The organism is Phyllobacterium myrsinacearum, assembly GCF_002980555.1.
Taxonomy (GTDB): domain Bacteria; phylum Pseudomonadota; class Alphaproteobacteria; order Rhizobiales; family Rhizobiaceae; genus Phyllobacterium; species Phyllobacterium myrsinacearum.
Map to the genome: position 1 here is coordinate 962,868 of NZ_PVBT01000001.1, position 15,136 is coordinate 978,003.

Here is a 15,136-nt window from a genome sequence, read left to right on the forward strand (position 1 = left end):
AAACAGAAGGAACGGACAGCCAATGCGCGCTGAAATCGAGACGCTGGTCGACGAGATCAAGCAGGCCATAAGCCTGCTGAGGAGGCATCTTTGACTGGGATACGTCAATCAAACGCCTTGGCTATCTGAACCAGCTTGCCGAAGATCCCGCGCTGTGGAATGACGCGCAGGAAGCCCAGAAGCTCATGCGCGAGCGCCAGCAGCTGGAAGACGGTATCAATTCCATCCGCACGCTCAGCCAGTCGCTCGAAGACAATATCGAGCTGATTGCCATGGGCGACGAAGAGGGTGACAAGTCCATCGTCGCGGAAGCGGAAGAGGCCATTCGCGCCATCAAGGTGGAAGTGGACCGGCGCCAGATCGACACGCTGCTGTCGGGTGAAGCCGATGCCAACGACACCTATGTCGAAGTGCATTCAGGCGCCGGCGGCACGGAGAGCCAGGACTGGGCGTCGATGCTGCTGCGCATGTACACGCGCTGGGCCGACCGCAAGGGCATGAAGGTCGAGCTTCTCGAAATCCATGACGGCGAAGAGGCGGGCATCAAGTCGGCCACCATCCTGATCAAGGGGCACAATGCCTATGGCCTGATGAAGACGGAATCGGGCGTGCACCGGCTGGTGCGCATCTCGCCATACGATTCCAATGCGCGGCGGCATACCTCGTTTTCCAGCATCTGGGTCTATCCCGTCGTCGATGACAATATCGAGATCGCGGTGACGGAATCGGATGTGCGCATCGATACCTATCGCGCGTCCGGAGCCGGCGGCCAGCACGTCAATACGACGGACTCGGCGGTGCGCATCACGCACATCGCAACGGGCATCGTCGTGCAGTGCCAGGCGGAACGCTCCCAGCACAAGAACCGTGCCACGGCGTGGTCGATGCTGCGCGCCCGCCTTTATGAAGCGGAACTGGAAAAGCGCGAGCAGGCGGCTGATGCCATCTCCGCCTCCAAGACCGATATCGGCTGGGGACACCAGATCCGCTCCTATGTCCTGCAGCCCTACCAGCTGGTCAAGGATTTGCGCACCGGCGTCGAAAGCACCAGCCCGCAGGATGTGCTCGACGGCGACGTCGACATGTTCATGGAGGCAGCGCTGGCACACCGCGTGCACGGCAGCGACGTGGAAGTGCAGGATATCGCTTAAGCCCAGCATGACAGCTGAATCAAAATCCCCCGGCAGGAGATGTCCTGCCGGGGGATTTTTTATGATGATCTGACTGTCCGCGTTCAGCGGCCTAGAGTTCAGCGGCAACCTCGCGGCCGATGGTCAGGAAGCCCGCGGGATTGACCGCGCTGCCGTTCCGGCGCACCTCGTAATGGAGATGCGGGCCGGTGGAGCGCCCGGTGCTGCCGACCTTGCCGACGACGTCGCCGATCTTGATTTTCTGGCCGGGGGTGACGAGAATCTGGCTCATATGGCCGTAGCGGGTGGAAAGACCATTACCGTGGTCGACCTCCACCATATTGCCGTAGCCGCCATTGTAACCCGCTTCGGTGACCGTGCCATTGGCCGTGGCGCGGACCGACGAGCCGCTCATGGCGCGAAAATCAATGCCGGAGTGAAACGCCATCGAACCGATGATCGGGTCCTTGCGCACGCCAAAGGTGCTGGAAACCGGCATGCCGGGGACTGGATTGGAAATCGGGATGGATTTGGCAAGCGCCTTGGCGCCCTCCAGACGTTCCAGCGCCTGATCGAGGTCGTTCAGCTTGGCGTCAAACGGGGCAACGCTGCCAGCGGGAATGAAGGGGCCGCCCGTATCCGATTTGTCATCGAGAACGGGTTTGACCCCGGTTGCGGCAAGCGCTTCCATGATCTTGTCGGCATTCTCATAGGCGGTGTTGGACAGCGCCTGCATCTGGGCGATCTGCCTGGCCTCAATATCCGTCAGCGATGTAGTGACCGATTTCAGCAGCAGTTCGGCCTTGTCGACACTCTTGCGCGGCCTGTCATCGCGCGGTGCCGGTTTGTGGGTCACGCTGGTCGGACCGGTGATGATCGGATCGATGCCATAGAACGCATCATCATCGTTCGATCTGACGATATCCTGGCCGTTGCTGTCCATCGGCGCATTGCTGTCCGCCTCGGGCGGAATGGCTGCGCCGGCATGTTCGGCCCGCTCCAGCATGGGGGCAAGCTTCGCGTGGCGTTCCGTGAGGGATTTTTGCCGCTGGATGAGTTCGGCGACCTTGCCTTCCATTGCCTGCTGGTCAAGCAGCTGGCGGCTGGTGACCTGGTCGAGCTGCGTGCGCAGGCTGGCGATGCGGTCCTCATAGGCCTGCTGCAGCCGCGCCTGGCGCGCCACGCTGCCGTTGATCAGGTCGTCGCGGAAAACCAGATAGGAGGTGGCGATGAGGTAGGTGCCGGCCAGCGCAAAGGCCAGCGTGCCGCCGAGGATGGCGGCCCAGGGGCGCAGGGTGAAATGACGGATCGTTTCACCCCGCGCGATGATGATCGTGTGGGGTTCCTGCTGGTTGCTGAAGATGGGGGAATGTTTTGCCTTCTTCATGGCCGCTTCGCTCGTCATTTTGCAGCTTCAATTTATAGAAGGCATTACACCCGGTTATGGTTAACAAATCCTGACGGAACCCCGATTTTCCATCAATTTCAGGTAGAAAGCGGTAGTGGCGGCCCTGGATCTGCCCTAGAGAGCCTTCACTGCTTCGAGGACTTCGGCGGCGTGATTGGGAACTTTGACCTTGTTCCAGATCCGGGCGATCCTGCCGTTCGAATCGATCAGGAAGGTGGTGCGTTCAACGCCCATATATTTGCGGCCATACATGCTTTTTTCGGCCCAGACGCCATAGGCTTCCAGAATCGTTTTTTCTTCATCGGCAACGAGATCCACCTTGAGATCGTACTTCGTCTTGAACTTGTCGTGCTTCTTGGTGGGATCGGGCGACATGCCGATGACCTTGGCCCCCAGTTTTTCGAATTCCGGCTTCAGCCCGGAAAACTCGATGGCTTCCTGGGTGCAACCGCTCGTATCGTCCTTGGGATAGAAATAGAGAACAACGGGTTTCCCGCGCAATTCAGCCAGGGAAAGCGTTCCGCCGCCATCGCGGGGAAGGGTGAAATCCGGGGCAGAACTGCCGATATCGAGCGTTGTCATAGGAAAGCCTTTCTTTCATCATTGAATGCGCGCCTCACTTGGGCAACTATAAGAGAGGCACGGGAATCGTCTACGGTTTCCCACATGATTCCTCAATTGGCTTGGGAATTTGACAGAGAAACCGAAAAGAGTCCGTTTTACAAAGCGGGACTTTCTAAAATTTCATCATTACCCCTCTGCGGTCGAGCAAGGCGAGGTGCCCGTGGCCATGCCCGCGCGCCGCTCGCGGTTTCGGTTCGCCTGCGGGGCGCTGGCGTCGTTCCTGATTCTTCTGGTGGTTCTGGCCGGCGTGGCGTTTGTCGTGCTGCGGGTGGGTATCGGCGGTGAAGCCCTGACCCAGCGGGCAGAGGCCGCGCTCAAATCCGTTGTCGGCCCCGATACCGACGCGACGATCCAGTCGGCGCAAATTTCCCTCGACCAGCGCAAGCACGTGGCGCTTGAAGCGCGCAACGTCAATATTTCGGACGTGAAGCGCGGGGTCGAGATCAAGAACATCCGTTCCGTGCGCATCGGCCTTGCCACCCTGCCGCTGCTGCAGGGCGATGTGAAGGTGCAGAGCCTCGAACTGACCGGCGCGCAGATCAAGGTCGCAGCCAGCCAGGAGCCGTTCGACTTCATGTCGATCGTGCCGCAGGACGATCGCGGCCTCGTCAACCTCGACGGGGTTTCCAAACTCATTTTCACCGGATTGCAGAATGCGGTTTCGCTGCTCGACCAGCGGGAAACCCGCGATATCACGGTTGCCGATGCAAGCTTTGATTTTACCATTGCCGGGCGCCCGGAAAACCTGCGCATCATCCATCTGGAACTGACGGAAACCGGCGGCCCCGTGGCCATCAAGGGCATGGTGGAATGGCGCGGAAAAATCATCGATGTCGCGGCGCAGGTCAAGCGTGCTGCCCTTGGCGCCAAGATCGATTCGTTCTCCCTTGCGATCAGCAAAATTCCGCTCATCGGCGAACAGGGTGAACCGCCGGTTGCCGATGCCGATGGCATCAAGCCGGATACATCCTATTTCGCCTACAACAATGAAGCTGAAATCCGACTGGAGGGCGTGGCCGGGGCGGACACCATCCCCATGCGGATTTCGGGGTCGCTCAATGTGGGCGAAGGGCCGGTGAGCATCGGCAATGTGGAGAATATGGGCGCCAGTGCCCAGATCAATTTCGAGCATCTCTTCGGTACTGAGAAGATTGAAATCACGCCGTCGGCCATCCATTTTGGCGGTTTCAAAGGCGTGATCGAGGGAGCGGTCGGACCCGAACCGCTGCCGGAGGATGCGACGGCCGTCGCCGCCGTTGCCAATCCCGGCTATCGTTTTGAGCTGATCACCCAGGAAGCCGTGTCCGCCCCCGCGGATTCGAGCGAACCGCCGTTCGCCTTCAACGCGCGTCTTGCCGGCCGGTTTGCGTCCGATGAGGCCAAGCTGGACATTTCCGAGATCGCCGTGCGCGCCGATGGCGAGAGCGAGCTTTACGGGCAGGGCAGTGCCATCTTCGGCAAGGGGTCGCCAGCCATGACGCTGGCGCTGCGCATACCGAAAATGCCCACCGCCCAGGTCAAGCAGCTGTGGCCGATCTGGGTGGCGACCGGTGCGCGCCGCTGGGTGCTCGACAATCTGTTCGGCGGCGAAGTCAGGGACAGCCGGGTCGATGTGATGTTTGCCGCCGGCCGTTTCGACGGTCCGGGCAAACCGCCGCCGCTGACGGCCGATGAAGTGCAGGTGGATTTCAACGTGCAGGACACGCGCTTCGACATTGTCGGCGATCTGCCGCCCATTCGTGATGCGGATGGTGCAATCAGCGTGCGCGGTGCCTATACCACGATCAAGCTGCTCAAGGGCGCGGCGTTCACGCCCGGCAACCGGGAGGCGCACATTGTGGACGGCACGCTGATCATCCCGTGGGGCCCGCAGCGTCCGGTGCTGTCGGAGCTTGATCTGAATATTGCCGGCGATGCCTCGGCCATTGCCGAAATCGCCGGTTTCAAACCGATCAATGCGGTCAAGGGCGTGCCTTTCACCCCGGCGGATATCAGCGGCGATGTGAAAACCCACGTCCTCGTGACATTCCCCGTGACCCGCCATGCGCCGGAGGGAAGCCTGCAATGGTCGGCGGAGATCGCGCTGAACGGCGTCAATCTTGCCAAAAAGGTCGATGGCCAGACCATAACCAATGCCAACGGGACGCTGAACGTCAACGACACCGAGGCGAATATCGATGTCAAAGCCCAACTGAACGGCGTTCCGGCGGATATCACGATGTTCGAGCCGCTTGGCAGCAATCCGGCCAAGCGCAAGCAGTCGGTTTCGCTGCAGCTGGACGACAAGACCCGCAACGCCCTGTTTCCAAGCCTCGATCCGTTCATATCCGGCCCGGTCAGCATCGATATCGACAAGGCGGCGGATGGTTCGCAGGTCGCGGTTGCGGATTTGTCCAAGGCCGAGGTCAGGCTTGCGCAGCTTGGCTGGACCAAGGGCGCAGGCGTGAAGGCCACCGCCAAATTCGGCTTGCAGCAGGATGCGGACAATATCAGCATCCGCAATCTCGATATTGCGGGAGAAACGTTCCGGCTGCGCGGGGACATCTCGGTGGCCAAGGGCGATCTTGTCAGCGCGGATTTCAGCCAGGTCAGCCTCAACCGCACCGACGATATCGCCGTCAAGGTATCGCGCACCGGCTATGGCTACCGGGCCGATGTGAAGGGAAAATCCTTCGATGCGCGATCATTGCTGAACCAGGTGACCGACAAGAAGCAGGCGGGCGACAGCAATGACAAGAAACGCATTCTGGTCAACGCCGATATTGATGACGTCCAGGGGTTTTATTCCGAAAGTTTTGGCAATGTCTCGCTGTCCTATGAGGGGGTCGGCTCGCACGTGTCGGGCCTTGCCTTCAACGCCGTGACCAAATCCGGCCAGAAGGTCATTGCGACGGACAGTTCGGAAAGCGGCGCCCGTTCCGTCAGCCTGCAGTCGAAAGATGCGGGCGCGGTCCTGCGCTTCACCGGCTTCTATGACAAGATGCAGGGCGGCAGCATTGTTGTCGCACTGGATTCAAAGGGCGATGGCCCCCTGCGCGGGCAGATCGATGCGCGCGACTTCACCCTCGTCAACGAGCCGAGACTGGCAAGCCTCGTGTCGTCCTCGCCCAATGGCACAAGCCTCAACGATGCGGTGAAAAAGAACATCGACGTGTCGGTTGTCACCTTCGAGCGCGGCTTTTCGCAAATCGAGAAAGGCAAGAACTATATCAACCTCGCCAATGGCGTGGTTCGCGGTTCGACCATCGGCACCACCTTCCAGGGCGTGCTCAGCGATCCCCAGGGCAACATGGCGCTGACGGGCACCTTCATGCCCGCCTATGGCATCAACCGCATTTTTGGCGAATTGCCCGTCCTTGGCCTTCTGCTTGGCAATGGACGCGACCGCGGCCTGATCGGCATCACCTACAAGTTGCAGGGGCCGATCAAGCAACCGCAGATCATCGTCAATCCGATTTCAGTGATCGCGCCGGGTATTTTCCGCTCGATCTTCGAGTTTCAGTGAGAAGCACAATCGCACTTCCCGTCCGGTCTTAGACCGGACGAACGAGAATGTGCTTCTTCTTGCCCAGCGACAGCTTGACGATGCCGTCGCCTGTCACGTCAGCGGTCGAAACCTGCGCCTTTTCGTCGGAAACACCGGCGTCGTTCACCCGGACCGCACCGCCCTGAATATGGCGGCGGGCCTCGCCATTCGAACCGGCGAGACCGGCCTTGACCAGCAGCGTCAGGATGCCGATGCCGCCCTCGAGCTCGCTCGTCGCGATGTCGATGGATGGCAGGTTGGCCGCCAGCGCGCCTTCCTCGAAGGTCGTGCGCGCGGTTTCTGCGGCCATGGTCGCGGCGTCGCGGCCATGAACGATGGCGGTGGCTTCGGTCGCGAGGATTTTCTTCGCCTCGTTGATTTCCGAACCGCCAAGCGCTTCCAGCCGGGCAATTTCATCGAGCGGCAGGCGCGTGAAGATTTTCAGGAAGCGGCCGACATCGGCATCTTCCGTGTTGCGCCAGTACTGCCAGAAATCATAGGGGCTGAAGACATCTTCGTTGAGCCAGACCGCGCCGGTGGCCGATTTGCCCATCTTGGCGCCGGAACTGGTGGTCAAGAGCGGCGTCGTCAGTGCGTAGAGCTGCGGCGTTCCCATGCGGTGGCCAAGGTCAACGCCGTTGATGATGTTGCCCCACTGGTCCGAACCGCCCATCTGCAATACGCAGCCATGGCGGCGGTTGAGTTCAACGAAATCATAGCCCTGCATGATCATGTAGTTGAATTCGAGGAAGGAGAGCGACTGCTCCCTGTCCAGCCGCAATTTGACGCTGTCGAAGGACAGCATGCGGTTGACGGAGAAGTGGCGGCCGACCTCGCGCAGGAATTCGACATAGCCGAGGCCCATCAGCCAATCGGCATTGTTGACGAGGAATGCATCCGTCGGGCCATCGCCGAAGCGCAGGATGCGGGCAAAAATCCGCTTGATGCCTTCGATGTTGGTGTTGATGGCTTCGGGTGTCAGCAGCTTGCGCTGTTCGTCGCGGAAAGAGGGGTCGCCCACCATCGAGGTGCCGCCGCCCATCAGGGCAATCGGCCGGTGGCCGGTTTCCTGCAGCCAGTACAGCATGGTCGCTGATATGAGGTTGCCGATGTGCAGGCTCGTCGCCGTCGCATCATAACCGACATAGGCTGTCACTGTCTCCTTGGCGAAAAGCGCATCCAGACCGGCCTCGTCGGAGACCTGGTGGATGAAGCCGCGCGTGGAAAGCGTGTGCAGAAAGTCGGATTTGAAGGCAGACATGAGTTTTTCCTGAAACTTTTACGTAGGGAAGCGTCCGGCTTGAAGAAACGTGCCGAACAAGACGTGGCCGTTTAACATCATTCGGGGCCGAATCACAAGAAAGGGTGTGACGTGACAGCGATAAGGCGGGCAATTGGCCTGATGAGCGGGACATCCATGGATGGAATCGACATCGCGCTCATCGAAACCGACGGCAGAAACGCGGTGCAGCGCGGGCCTTCGGGGTTTGTACCCTATGAGTCGGCCTTTCGCCGCCGCATCGAAGCGGGACTTGAGGATGCCAAATCCATCCGCAGGCGCGATGAGCGGCCCGGCGGTCTCGCGGCCATCGAGCAGGAACTGTCCAGGCGCCATGGCGAGGCGGTGCTCGGCTTCCTCTCGGATTATAAGTTCAGCGCCGATACCATTGATATCATTGGTTTTCATGGCCAGACCGTTCTGCACCGCCCGCAGGAGCAGCTGACCGTGCAGCTGGGTGATGGGCGGTTGCTGGCTGATATGACAGGCATTCCCGTCGTTTACGACATGCGCGCCAATGACATAGTACATGGCGGGCAGGGTGCGCCGCTGGTGCCGGTCTATCATGAGGCACTCGCGGCAAGGGTTCCGGTCGGGCCCGGCAGGGGCAAGCCGGTCGTCTTCGTCAATATTGGCGGTATTTCCAATGTGACGATTGTGTCGGGCACGGCTGATCCGATTGCCTTCGATACGGGCCCCGGCAACACGCTGATCGATCAATGGGTCGCCGACAAAGCGGGCATTGCCTATGATGCGGGCGGCATGATTGCCAGCGAGGGTCAGGTGCTGGGCGGCGCCGTGGCGCGTTATATGGCAAAGCCGTTTTTCGCGCTGAAACCGCCGAAATCGCTCGACCGCAATGATTTCACGCTGGACGATCTTGGCAACCCGGAACTGGCCGATGGCGCCCGCACGCTGGCCAGGGTAACCGCCGATGCCATTCTCCAGGCCAGTATCTATGCACCGGAACAACCGGCGCTCTGGGTGATCTGCGGCGGCGGGCGCAAGAATGCGACTGTCATGGTTGATCTCGTCGAGGGCGCGGCCAAATCGGGCGCAGCGGTCATTGCAGCGGAGGAATTGGGCCTGAACGGCGATTCGATGGAAGCCGAAGCCTGGGCCTATCTCGCCGTGCGGGCCCTCGATGGCCTGCCGCTGACTTTTCCAACCACGACGGGATGTCAGGTGGCCGTGTCGGGCGGCGTGGTGGTGAGCCCCAACAAATAGGGGCTCACCGTAATCTATCGCTGCAACAACGCCGTGCAGCGGTTTTTTTAGCGCAAGCGCTTCGGCTTGGCTTCGACCAGTTCGCCGTTCAGGCGGCGGTCGAGATATTCGGAGCATTCGCCGATGACTTCATCGGTCATGCCGGTGAAGAAGTGATTGGCGCCGACCATCGTCTTCTGCGTGATGGTGATGCCCTTCTGGGTCTTCAGCTTGTCGACGAGGCCCTGCACATCCTTGGCGGGAGCAACCTTGTCCTGATCGCCGTGAATGATCAGGCCGGATGAGGGGCAGGGAGCGAGGAACGAGAAATCATAGGTGTTCGGCTGTGGCGCGACCGAGATGAAGCCTTCGATTTCCGGGCGGCGCATCAGGAGCTGCATGCCGATCCAGGCGCCGAAGGAATAACCGGCGACCCAGCAGGTCTTGGAGTCCGGATGCAGCGACTGCACCCAGTCAAGCGCGCCAGCCGCGTCGGACAATTCCCCCGAGCCATGGTCGAATTCGCCCTGGCTGCGGCCAATGCCGCGGAAGTTGAACCGCAATGTCGTGAAGCCGCGCTGCTGGAACATGTAGAACAGATCGTAGACGATCTTGTTGTTCATGGTGCCGCCAAACTGCGGATGCGGGTGCAGCACAATCGCGATTGGTGCATTTTTTTCCATCGAAGGCTGATAACGGCCCTCAAGACGCCCTGCAGGTCCATTGAAAATTACTTCAGGCATGTGTACTCCACTCTTCGCCACAGGGCGTCTGTCGATCAGCCGGACTTGACGGCGATCAACAGCACCCATAAAACCAGTTTAGAACCGTTCAAAACTGGTGTAGGATTTTGTCTCGAAGCGGCTTCATAGGCCGGTCTGAGGTTGAATTTCAAGAAAATTGCGCTTTTTGCCCGCGCAGAGTTTAAAAGAACAGGAATCGCGACAGATATGGCCCAAAAACGCGCCTATCTCGACTACAATGCCAGTGCGCCACTGCTTGCGGTGGCGCGCGATGCTGTTGTCGATGCTTTGGCGCAGACGGGCAATCCATCGTCTGTTCATTGGGAAGGCCGGGCTGCAAAAGCCATTCTCGAACGCGCCCGCCGCGACGTGGCTGCTCTTGTGAATGCCAAGCCTGATCATGTGTTCTTTACATCGGGTGCCACCGAGGCTGCGTCAACCCTTTTGACGCCGCATTACGTGATGGGACGGGCGTCTGTGCGGCTGTCGCGGCTTTATGTCAGTGCCAGCGAGCATCCGTGCGTTCTGGCGGGCGGGCAGTTTGCCGCCGGTCAGATCGAAACGGTTCCGGTGGATCGCAACGGCCTGCTCGACCTTGAGCGGTTGCGTGTCCTGCTGGCCGCCCATGACAAGGGCGAAGGCCTGCCGCTGGTTGCCGTGCAGGCCGCCAACAACGAGACCGGCGTCTTGCAGCCGATCGATGAAATCGGCAGGCTTGTCAAAGCGTTCGGCGGTTTTTTTGTCGTCGATGCGGTACAGGCGGCCGGGCGCATTCCTCTTGATATTGCAACGGCTTGCGCCGATTACCTCATTCTCTCGTCGCACAAGATCGGCGGTCCGAAGGGCGTCGGCGCCATCGTTGCGGTGTCCGATCTGGTCATGCCGAGGGCGCTGGTGCGCGGCGGCGGACAGGAAAAGGGCCATCGCGCCGGAACGGAAGCCTTGCCGGTCATTGCGGGTTTCGGCGCGGCGGCGCGGGTTGCCCGCGAACAGCTGCTGGCTGGCGGCTGGGGGCTTGCCAACCGGCAGCGGATTGAAGACGGCATCCGGGCGATTGCAGCCGATGCGGTGATTTATGGCGACGCTGTCGAGCGGCTCGCCAATACAACCTTCTTCAGCCTGGCGGATATGAAGGCGGAAACCGTGCAAATCGCTTTCGATCTGGCGGGAATTGCGCTATCGGCAGGCTCTGCCTGTTCGTCGGGAAAAGTCGGGCCAAGCCATGTGCTTGCGGCCATGGGGTTTGGCGATGGAACCGGGGGGCTGCGGGTCTCCACAACGCCGGATACCACGCAGGAGGAGATTGCGCTGTTTCTTGATGCGCTGACGAAAATTGTCGCGCGGCGGGACCGGACGAAGCCGGTTTCTGCCGATGCGGCATGAATTATCGCAGATATCGACAATAAATAGTCGATAAATGCAAAAGAATCCGGTGAATACCGGTGTTAAATCGTGCGATTGCACACTACATTGAGGCAAATATTCAAGACGACACACGCCTTGACGTTTGCAACTGCGGGACCTTGAATCCCGCGAGGATGGAGAACGCCAATGCCTGCCGTGCAGGAAACTATTGATCAGGTCCGCACCCTGGACGTGGACCAGTATAAGTATGGCTTTGAGACCCTTATCGAAATGGATAAGGCGCCAAAGGGCCTCAGCGAAGACATTATCCGCTTTATTTCGGCCAAGAAGAACGAGCCGGAGTGGATGCTGGAATGGCGTCTGAAAGCCTATGAACGCTGGCTGACGATGGAAGAGCCCACATGGGCGCGGGTGAATTACCCGAAAATCGATTTTCAGGACATGGTCTATTATGCCGGGCCGAAGAATCAGACCGGGCCGACATCGCTTGCCGAGGTCGATCCCGAGCTGCTGCGCACCTATGAGAAGCTGGGAATTCCGCTGAAAGAGCAGGAAATCCTTGCGGGCGTGCGCAAGATGGGCGAACCGAGCCCTTCGGACGAAGGCGAAGAAGCCAGCGACAATGTCTATAAATCCGGCCGCGTCGCCGTGGATGCGGTGTTCGACAGCGTGTCTGTGGTGACGACCTTCAAGGCGGAACTGGCCAAGGCCGGCGTCATTTTCTGCTCGATCTCCGAGGCGATCCGCGAGCATCCGGAGCTGGTCAAGAAGTACCTTGCATCCGTGGTGCCGGTTTCCGACAACTTCTATGCAACGCTCAATTCAGCTGTCTTCACGGACGGCTCCTTCGTCTATGTGCCGAAGGGCGTCCGCTGCCCGATGGAACTGTCGACCTATTTCCGCATCAACGAGCGGGATACCGGCCAGTTCGAACGCACGCTGATCATTGCCGAAGAGGGCGCCTATGTGTCCTATCTCGAAGGCTGCACCGCGCCGCAGCGCGATGAAAACCAGCTGCATGCGGCTGTCGTGGAACTGATTGCCCTCGACGATGCCGAGATCAAGTACTCGACCGTGCAGAACTGGTTCCCCGGCGATGCGGAAGGCAAGGGCGGCATCTACAATTTCGTCACCAAGCGTGGCGATTGTCGCGGCGTCAATTCCAAGATCTCCTGGACGCAGGTCGAAACCGGTTCGGCGATCACCTGGAAATATCCGTCGGTGATCCTGCGCGGCGACAATTCACGCGGTGAATTCTATTCCATCGCCGTGTCGAACGGTCATCAGCAGATCGACAGCGGCACCAAGATGCTGCACCTCGGCAAGAACACCTCGAGCCGCATCATCTCCAAGGGTATTTCGGCCGGCAAGTCGAACAACACCTATCGCGGACAGGTTTCGGCCCACCGCAAGGCGGAGAATGCGCGCAACTTCACCCAGTGCGACTCGCTGCTGATCGGCAATGATTGCGGTGCGCATACGGTGCCCTACATCGAGGCGAAGAACGCCACGGCGCAGTTCGAGCATGAAGCCACCACCTCCAAGATTTCCGAAGATGCGCTGTTCTATGTGATGCAGCGCGGCATTCCGGAAGAGGAGGCGATTGCGCTGATCGTCAATGGCTTCGTCAAGGAAGTCATTCAGGAACTGCCGATGGAATTTGCCGTGGAAGCGCAGAAACTGATCGGCATCAGCCTTGAGGGCTCAGTCGGATAGCCATGGGGCGGCCATCGGCCTGCCACTCGCCAAACAAGATTATTGTTGGGATCGCCGAGGCTGATCCTGAGGAATTCAAAGGGTAATACAATGCTGGAAATCAGAAACCTTCATGCGAAGATCGCAGATACGGACACCGAAATCATTCGCGGCCTGAACCTCACGGTCAAGGCGGGCGAAGTGGCTGCTATCATGGGACCGAACGGTTCGGGCAAGTCGACGCTGTCCTATATTCTTGCGGGCCGCGAAGACTACGAAGTCACGTCGGGTGACATTCTTTACAATGGCGAATCCATTCTGGAACTCGACCCGTCGGAACGCGCCGCCAAGGGCATTTTCCTGGCATTCCAGTATCCGATGGAAATACCCGGCGTTGCCACGATGGAATTTTTGAAAGTGGCGATGAATTCGCAGCGCAAGGCGCGCGGTGAAGAGCCGCTGAAGATTCCGGAATTCATCGCCCGGGTGAAGACGGCTGCCGCCTCGCTCGACATGGATATCGCCATGCTGAAGCGTCCGCTCAATGTCGGTTTCTCCGGCGGCGAGAAGAAGCGTGCCGAAATCCTGCAGATGAAGCTGCTGGAGCCAAAGCTCTGCGTGCTGGATGAAACCGACTCCGGCCTCGACATCGATGCGCTGAAGATCGTTTCCGACGGTGTGAATGCACTGCGCTCGCCTGACCGTGCGGTGATCGTCATCACCCACTATCAGCGTCTGCTCGACTACATCGTTCCGGACAGCGTGCATGTTCTCTACAAGGGACAGGTCATCAAGTCAGGCGACAAGAATCTTGCCCTCCATCTCGAAGAGAACGGCTATGCCGATATCATCGGCGAGGCAGCCTGAGGAGCGACGTCATGAATGTTCATACAGGACGCCAGCCGACAACCGCAGAAGCGGCGCTGGTCGACTCCTTTGTCGACCGGATGGGCGAACTGCCCGGCGATGCGGAAATCGTCAGCGCGCGTGACAATGCCATCGAGGCATTGAAGACGCAGGGCTTGCCGTCGCGCCGTATCGAGGCGTGGCACTATACCGATCTGCGCACGCTTCTGCGCAGTGTGGCCGCCTATGACGGCTCGGCGGGCACCAATGCCCTGCCGGCGGTCATTCCAGGATCGGCGGTTGCCACCGTTTCCAACGGCGTGGCACTGACATCGCCGCGGGTCGAGGGCGTTGAGTTCGTCAAGTACAGCGACAGGCTGGCCGACGGATCGGTGATCCGCGATCTCGCCATCCGTGGCGGCGACGATGCGATCGGCCAGATCAACGCCGCCTATGTAACCGATGGCTGGTCTGTTTCCATTGCCGATGGCCTCGAACTGGAAGCGCCGCTGGAACTGCAGAATGCGCAGGTGCGCGGACAGGGCCACGTGCGCTTTCCCGTCACGTTCGGCAAGGGCAGCAAGGCAACCGTCATCGAACGCCAGACCGGCGGCGCGGGCGAGGGCTTTTCCACCAGCGTCAGCAATGTCACCGTTGCCGACGATGCCGAGATTGTCTGGATCATCCTGCGCGAGCACGGCGTTGAGGCAACGCAGCTTGCCCAGTTTACCGCGACCATCGGCACCAATGCCAGGCTGACGCTCTACATCGTCAATGCCGGCGGCAAGCTGGTGCGTCAGGAAGTGCATGTGCTGTCGAAGGGCGAAGGCTCCGACTTCCAGCTGCGCGGCGTCAATCTGCTCGGCGGCGACAGCCATACGGATATCACGATGACGCTCGGCCATCTCGTCGAGAACACCACGTCGGTGCAGATCGTCCGCAATGTGGTGACGGACCGCGCGCGCGGCGTTTTCCAGGGACAGATCAAGGTCAACAGGATCGCCCAGAAGACCGATGCACGCATGGCTTGCAACACGCTGCTCCTGTCGGATGACGGGGAATTCGACGCCAAGCCGGAGCTGGAAATCTTTGCCGACGACGTGGCCTGCGGCCATGGGGCGACGGTGACCGAGATCGACGGCAACCACCTGTTCTATCTGCAGGCGCGCGGCATCCCGGAAAGCGAGGCACGCGGCCTGCTGATCAAGGCATTCGTGGCGGAAGTCATTGAAGAACTGGAAAGCGAACCGCTGGTCGAGGCTCTTGAAGCCATTCTCGACAAGTGGCTGGCGGCGCATGTCTGATGGATTGCCT

11 protein-coding genes are annotated in these 15,136 nt (G+C 60.0%); 7 read left to right on the forward strand and 4 right to left on the reverse strand.

The genetic code is table 11. From position 1 onward, the window contains the following. Window positions 1–22: 22 nt before the first annotated feature. A protein-coding gene (prfB, locus tag C5750_RS04595; RefSeq protein WP_105732643.1) for a peptide chain release factor 2 occupies window positions 23–1,151 on the forward strand; the annotation gives its coding sequence in 2 pieces (ribosomal slippage) (window positions 23–91 and window positions 93–1,151; 1,128 coding nt in all). Between the two features lie 91 nt (window positions 1,152–1,242). On the opposite strand, the gene C5750_RS04600 is transcribed toward prfB, so the two are convergent. Beyond that, window positions 1,243–2,535, reverse strand: coding sequence for a M23 family metallopeptidase (locus C5750_RS04600; RefSeq protein WP_245420979.1), 1,293 nt, complete (start codon window positions 2,533–2,535; stop codon window positions 1,243–1,245). Window positions 2,536–2,652: 117 nt separating this feature from the next. Further along, on the reverse strand, window positions 2,653–3,120 hold the full coding sequence (gene bcp, locus C5750_RS04605) for a thioredoxin-dependent thiol peroxidase (RefSeq protein WP_105732644.1): 468 nt from the start codon (window positions 3,118–3,120) through the stop codon (window positions 2,653–2,655). A gap of 208 nt (window positions 3,121–3,328) precedes the next feature. Between bcp and C5750_RS04610 the strand changes: the two genes are divergently transcribed. Then, window positions 3,329–6,667: a YhdP family protein gene (locus tag C5750_RS04610; RefSeq protein ID WP_245421012.1), complete on the forward strand. Its 3,339-nt coding sequence runs from the start codon at window positions 3,329–3,331 to the stop codon at window positions 6,665–6,667. A gap of 28 nt (window positions 6,668–6,695) precedes the next feature. Here C5750_RS04610 and tyrS read toward each other — a convergent pair whose 3' ends face one another. Beyond that, window positions 6,696–7,949 (reverse strand): tyrosine--tRNA ligase, encoded by a 1,254-nt coding sequence (tyrS, locus tag C5750_RS04615; protein WP_105732646.1) that lies wholly within the window; start codon window positions 7,947–7,949, stop codon window positions 6,696–6,698. A gap of 111 nt (window positions 7,950–8,060) precedes the next feature. Between tyrS and C5750_RS04620 the strand changes: the two genes are divergently transcribed. Continuing rightward, complete coding sequence (locus tag C5750_RS04620; protein WP_105732647.1) at window positions 8,061–9,194, forward strand: anhydro-N-acetylmuramic acid kinase; 1,134 nt, start codon at window positions 8,061–8,063, stop codon at window positions 9,192–9,194. Between the two features lie 47 nt (window positions 9,195–9,241). On the opposite strand, the gene C5750_RS04625 is transcribed toward C5750_RS04620, so the two are convergent. Then, window positions 9,242–9,985: an alpha/beta hydrolase gene (locus C5750_RS04625; RefSeq protein WP_342588452.1), complete on the reverse strand. Its 744-nt coding sequence runs from the start codon at window positions 9,983–9,985 to the stop codon at window positions 9,242–9,244. A gap of 138 nt (window positions 9,986–10,123) precedes the next feature. Here C5750_RS04625 and C5750_RS04630 point away from each other — a divergent pair, with 138 nt between their 5' ends. The 4 genes from C5750_RS04630 (at window position 10,124) to sufD (ending at window position 15,126) form a co-directional block, all read left to right on the forward strand. Next, window positions 10,124–11,299, forward strand: a complete 1,176-nt coding sequence (locus C5750_RS04630; protein WP_105732649.1) for a cysteine desulfurase family protein — start codon at window positions 10,124–10,126, stop codon at window positions 11,297–11,299. A gap of 168 nt (window positions 11,300–11,467) precedes the next feature. Then, window positions 11,468–12,997: a Fe-S cluster assembly protein SufB gene (sufB, locus tag C5750_RS04635; protein WP_105732650.1), complete on the forward strand. Its 1,530-nt coding sequence runs from the start codon at window positions 11,468–11,470 to the stop codon at window positions 12,995–12,997. A 90-nt stretch (window positions 12,998–13,087) separates the two neighbouring features. Then, a complete protein-coding gene (gene sufC / locus C5750_RS04640; RefSeq protein ID WP_105732651.1) occupies window positions 13,088–13,843 on the forward strand; it encodes a Fe-S cluster assembly ATPase SufC in 756 nt (251 codons plus the stop codon). Between the two features lie 11 nt (window positions 13,844–13,854). Next, entirely contained in the window at window positions 13,855–15,126 is a 1,272-nt protein-coding gene (gene sufD, locus C5750_RS04645) for a Fe-S cluster assembly protein SufD (RefSeq protein ID WP_105732652.1), read from the forward strand. Window positions 15,127–15,136: the final 10 nt, after the last annotated feature.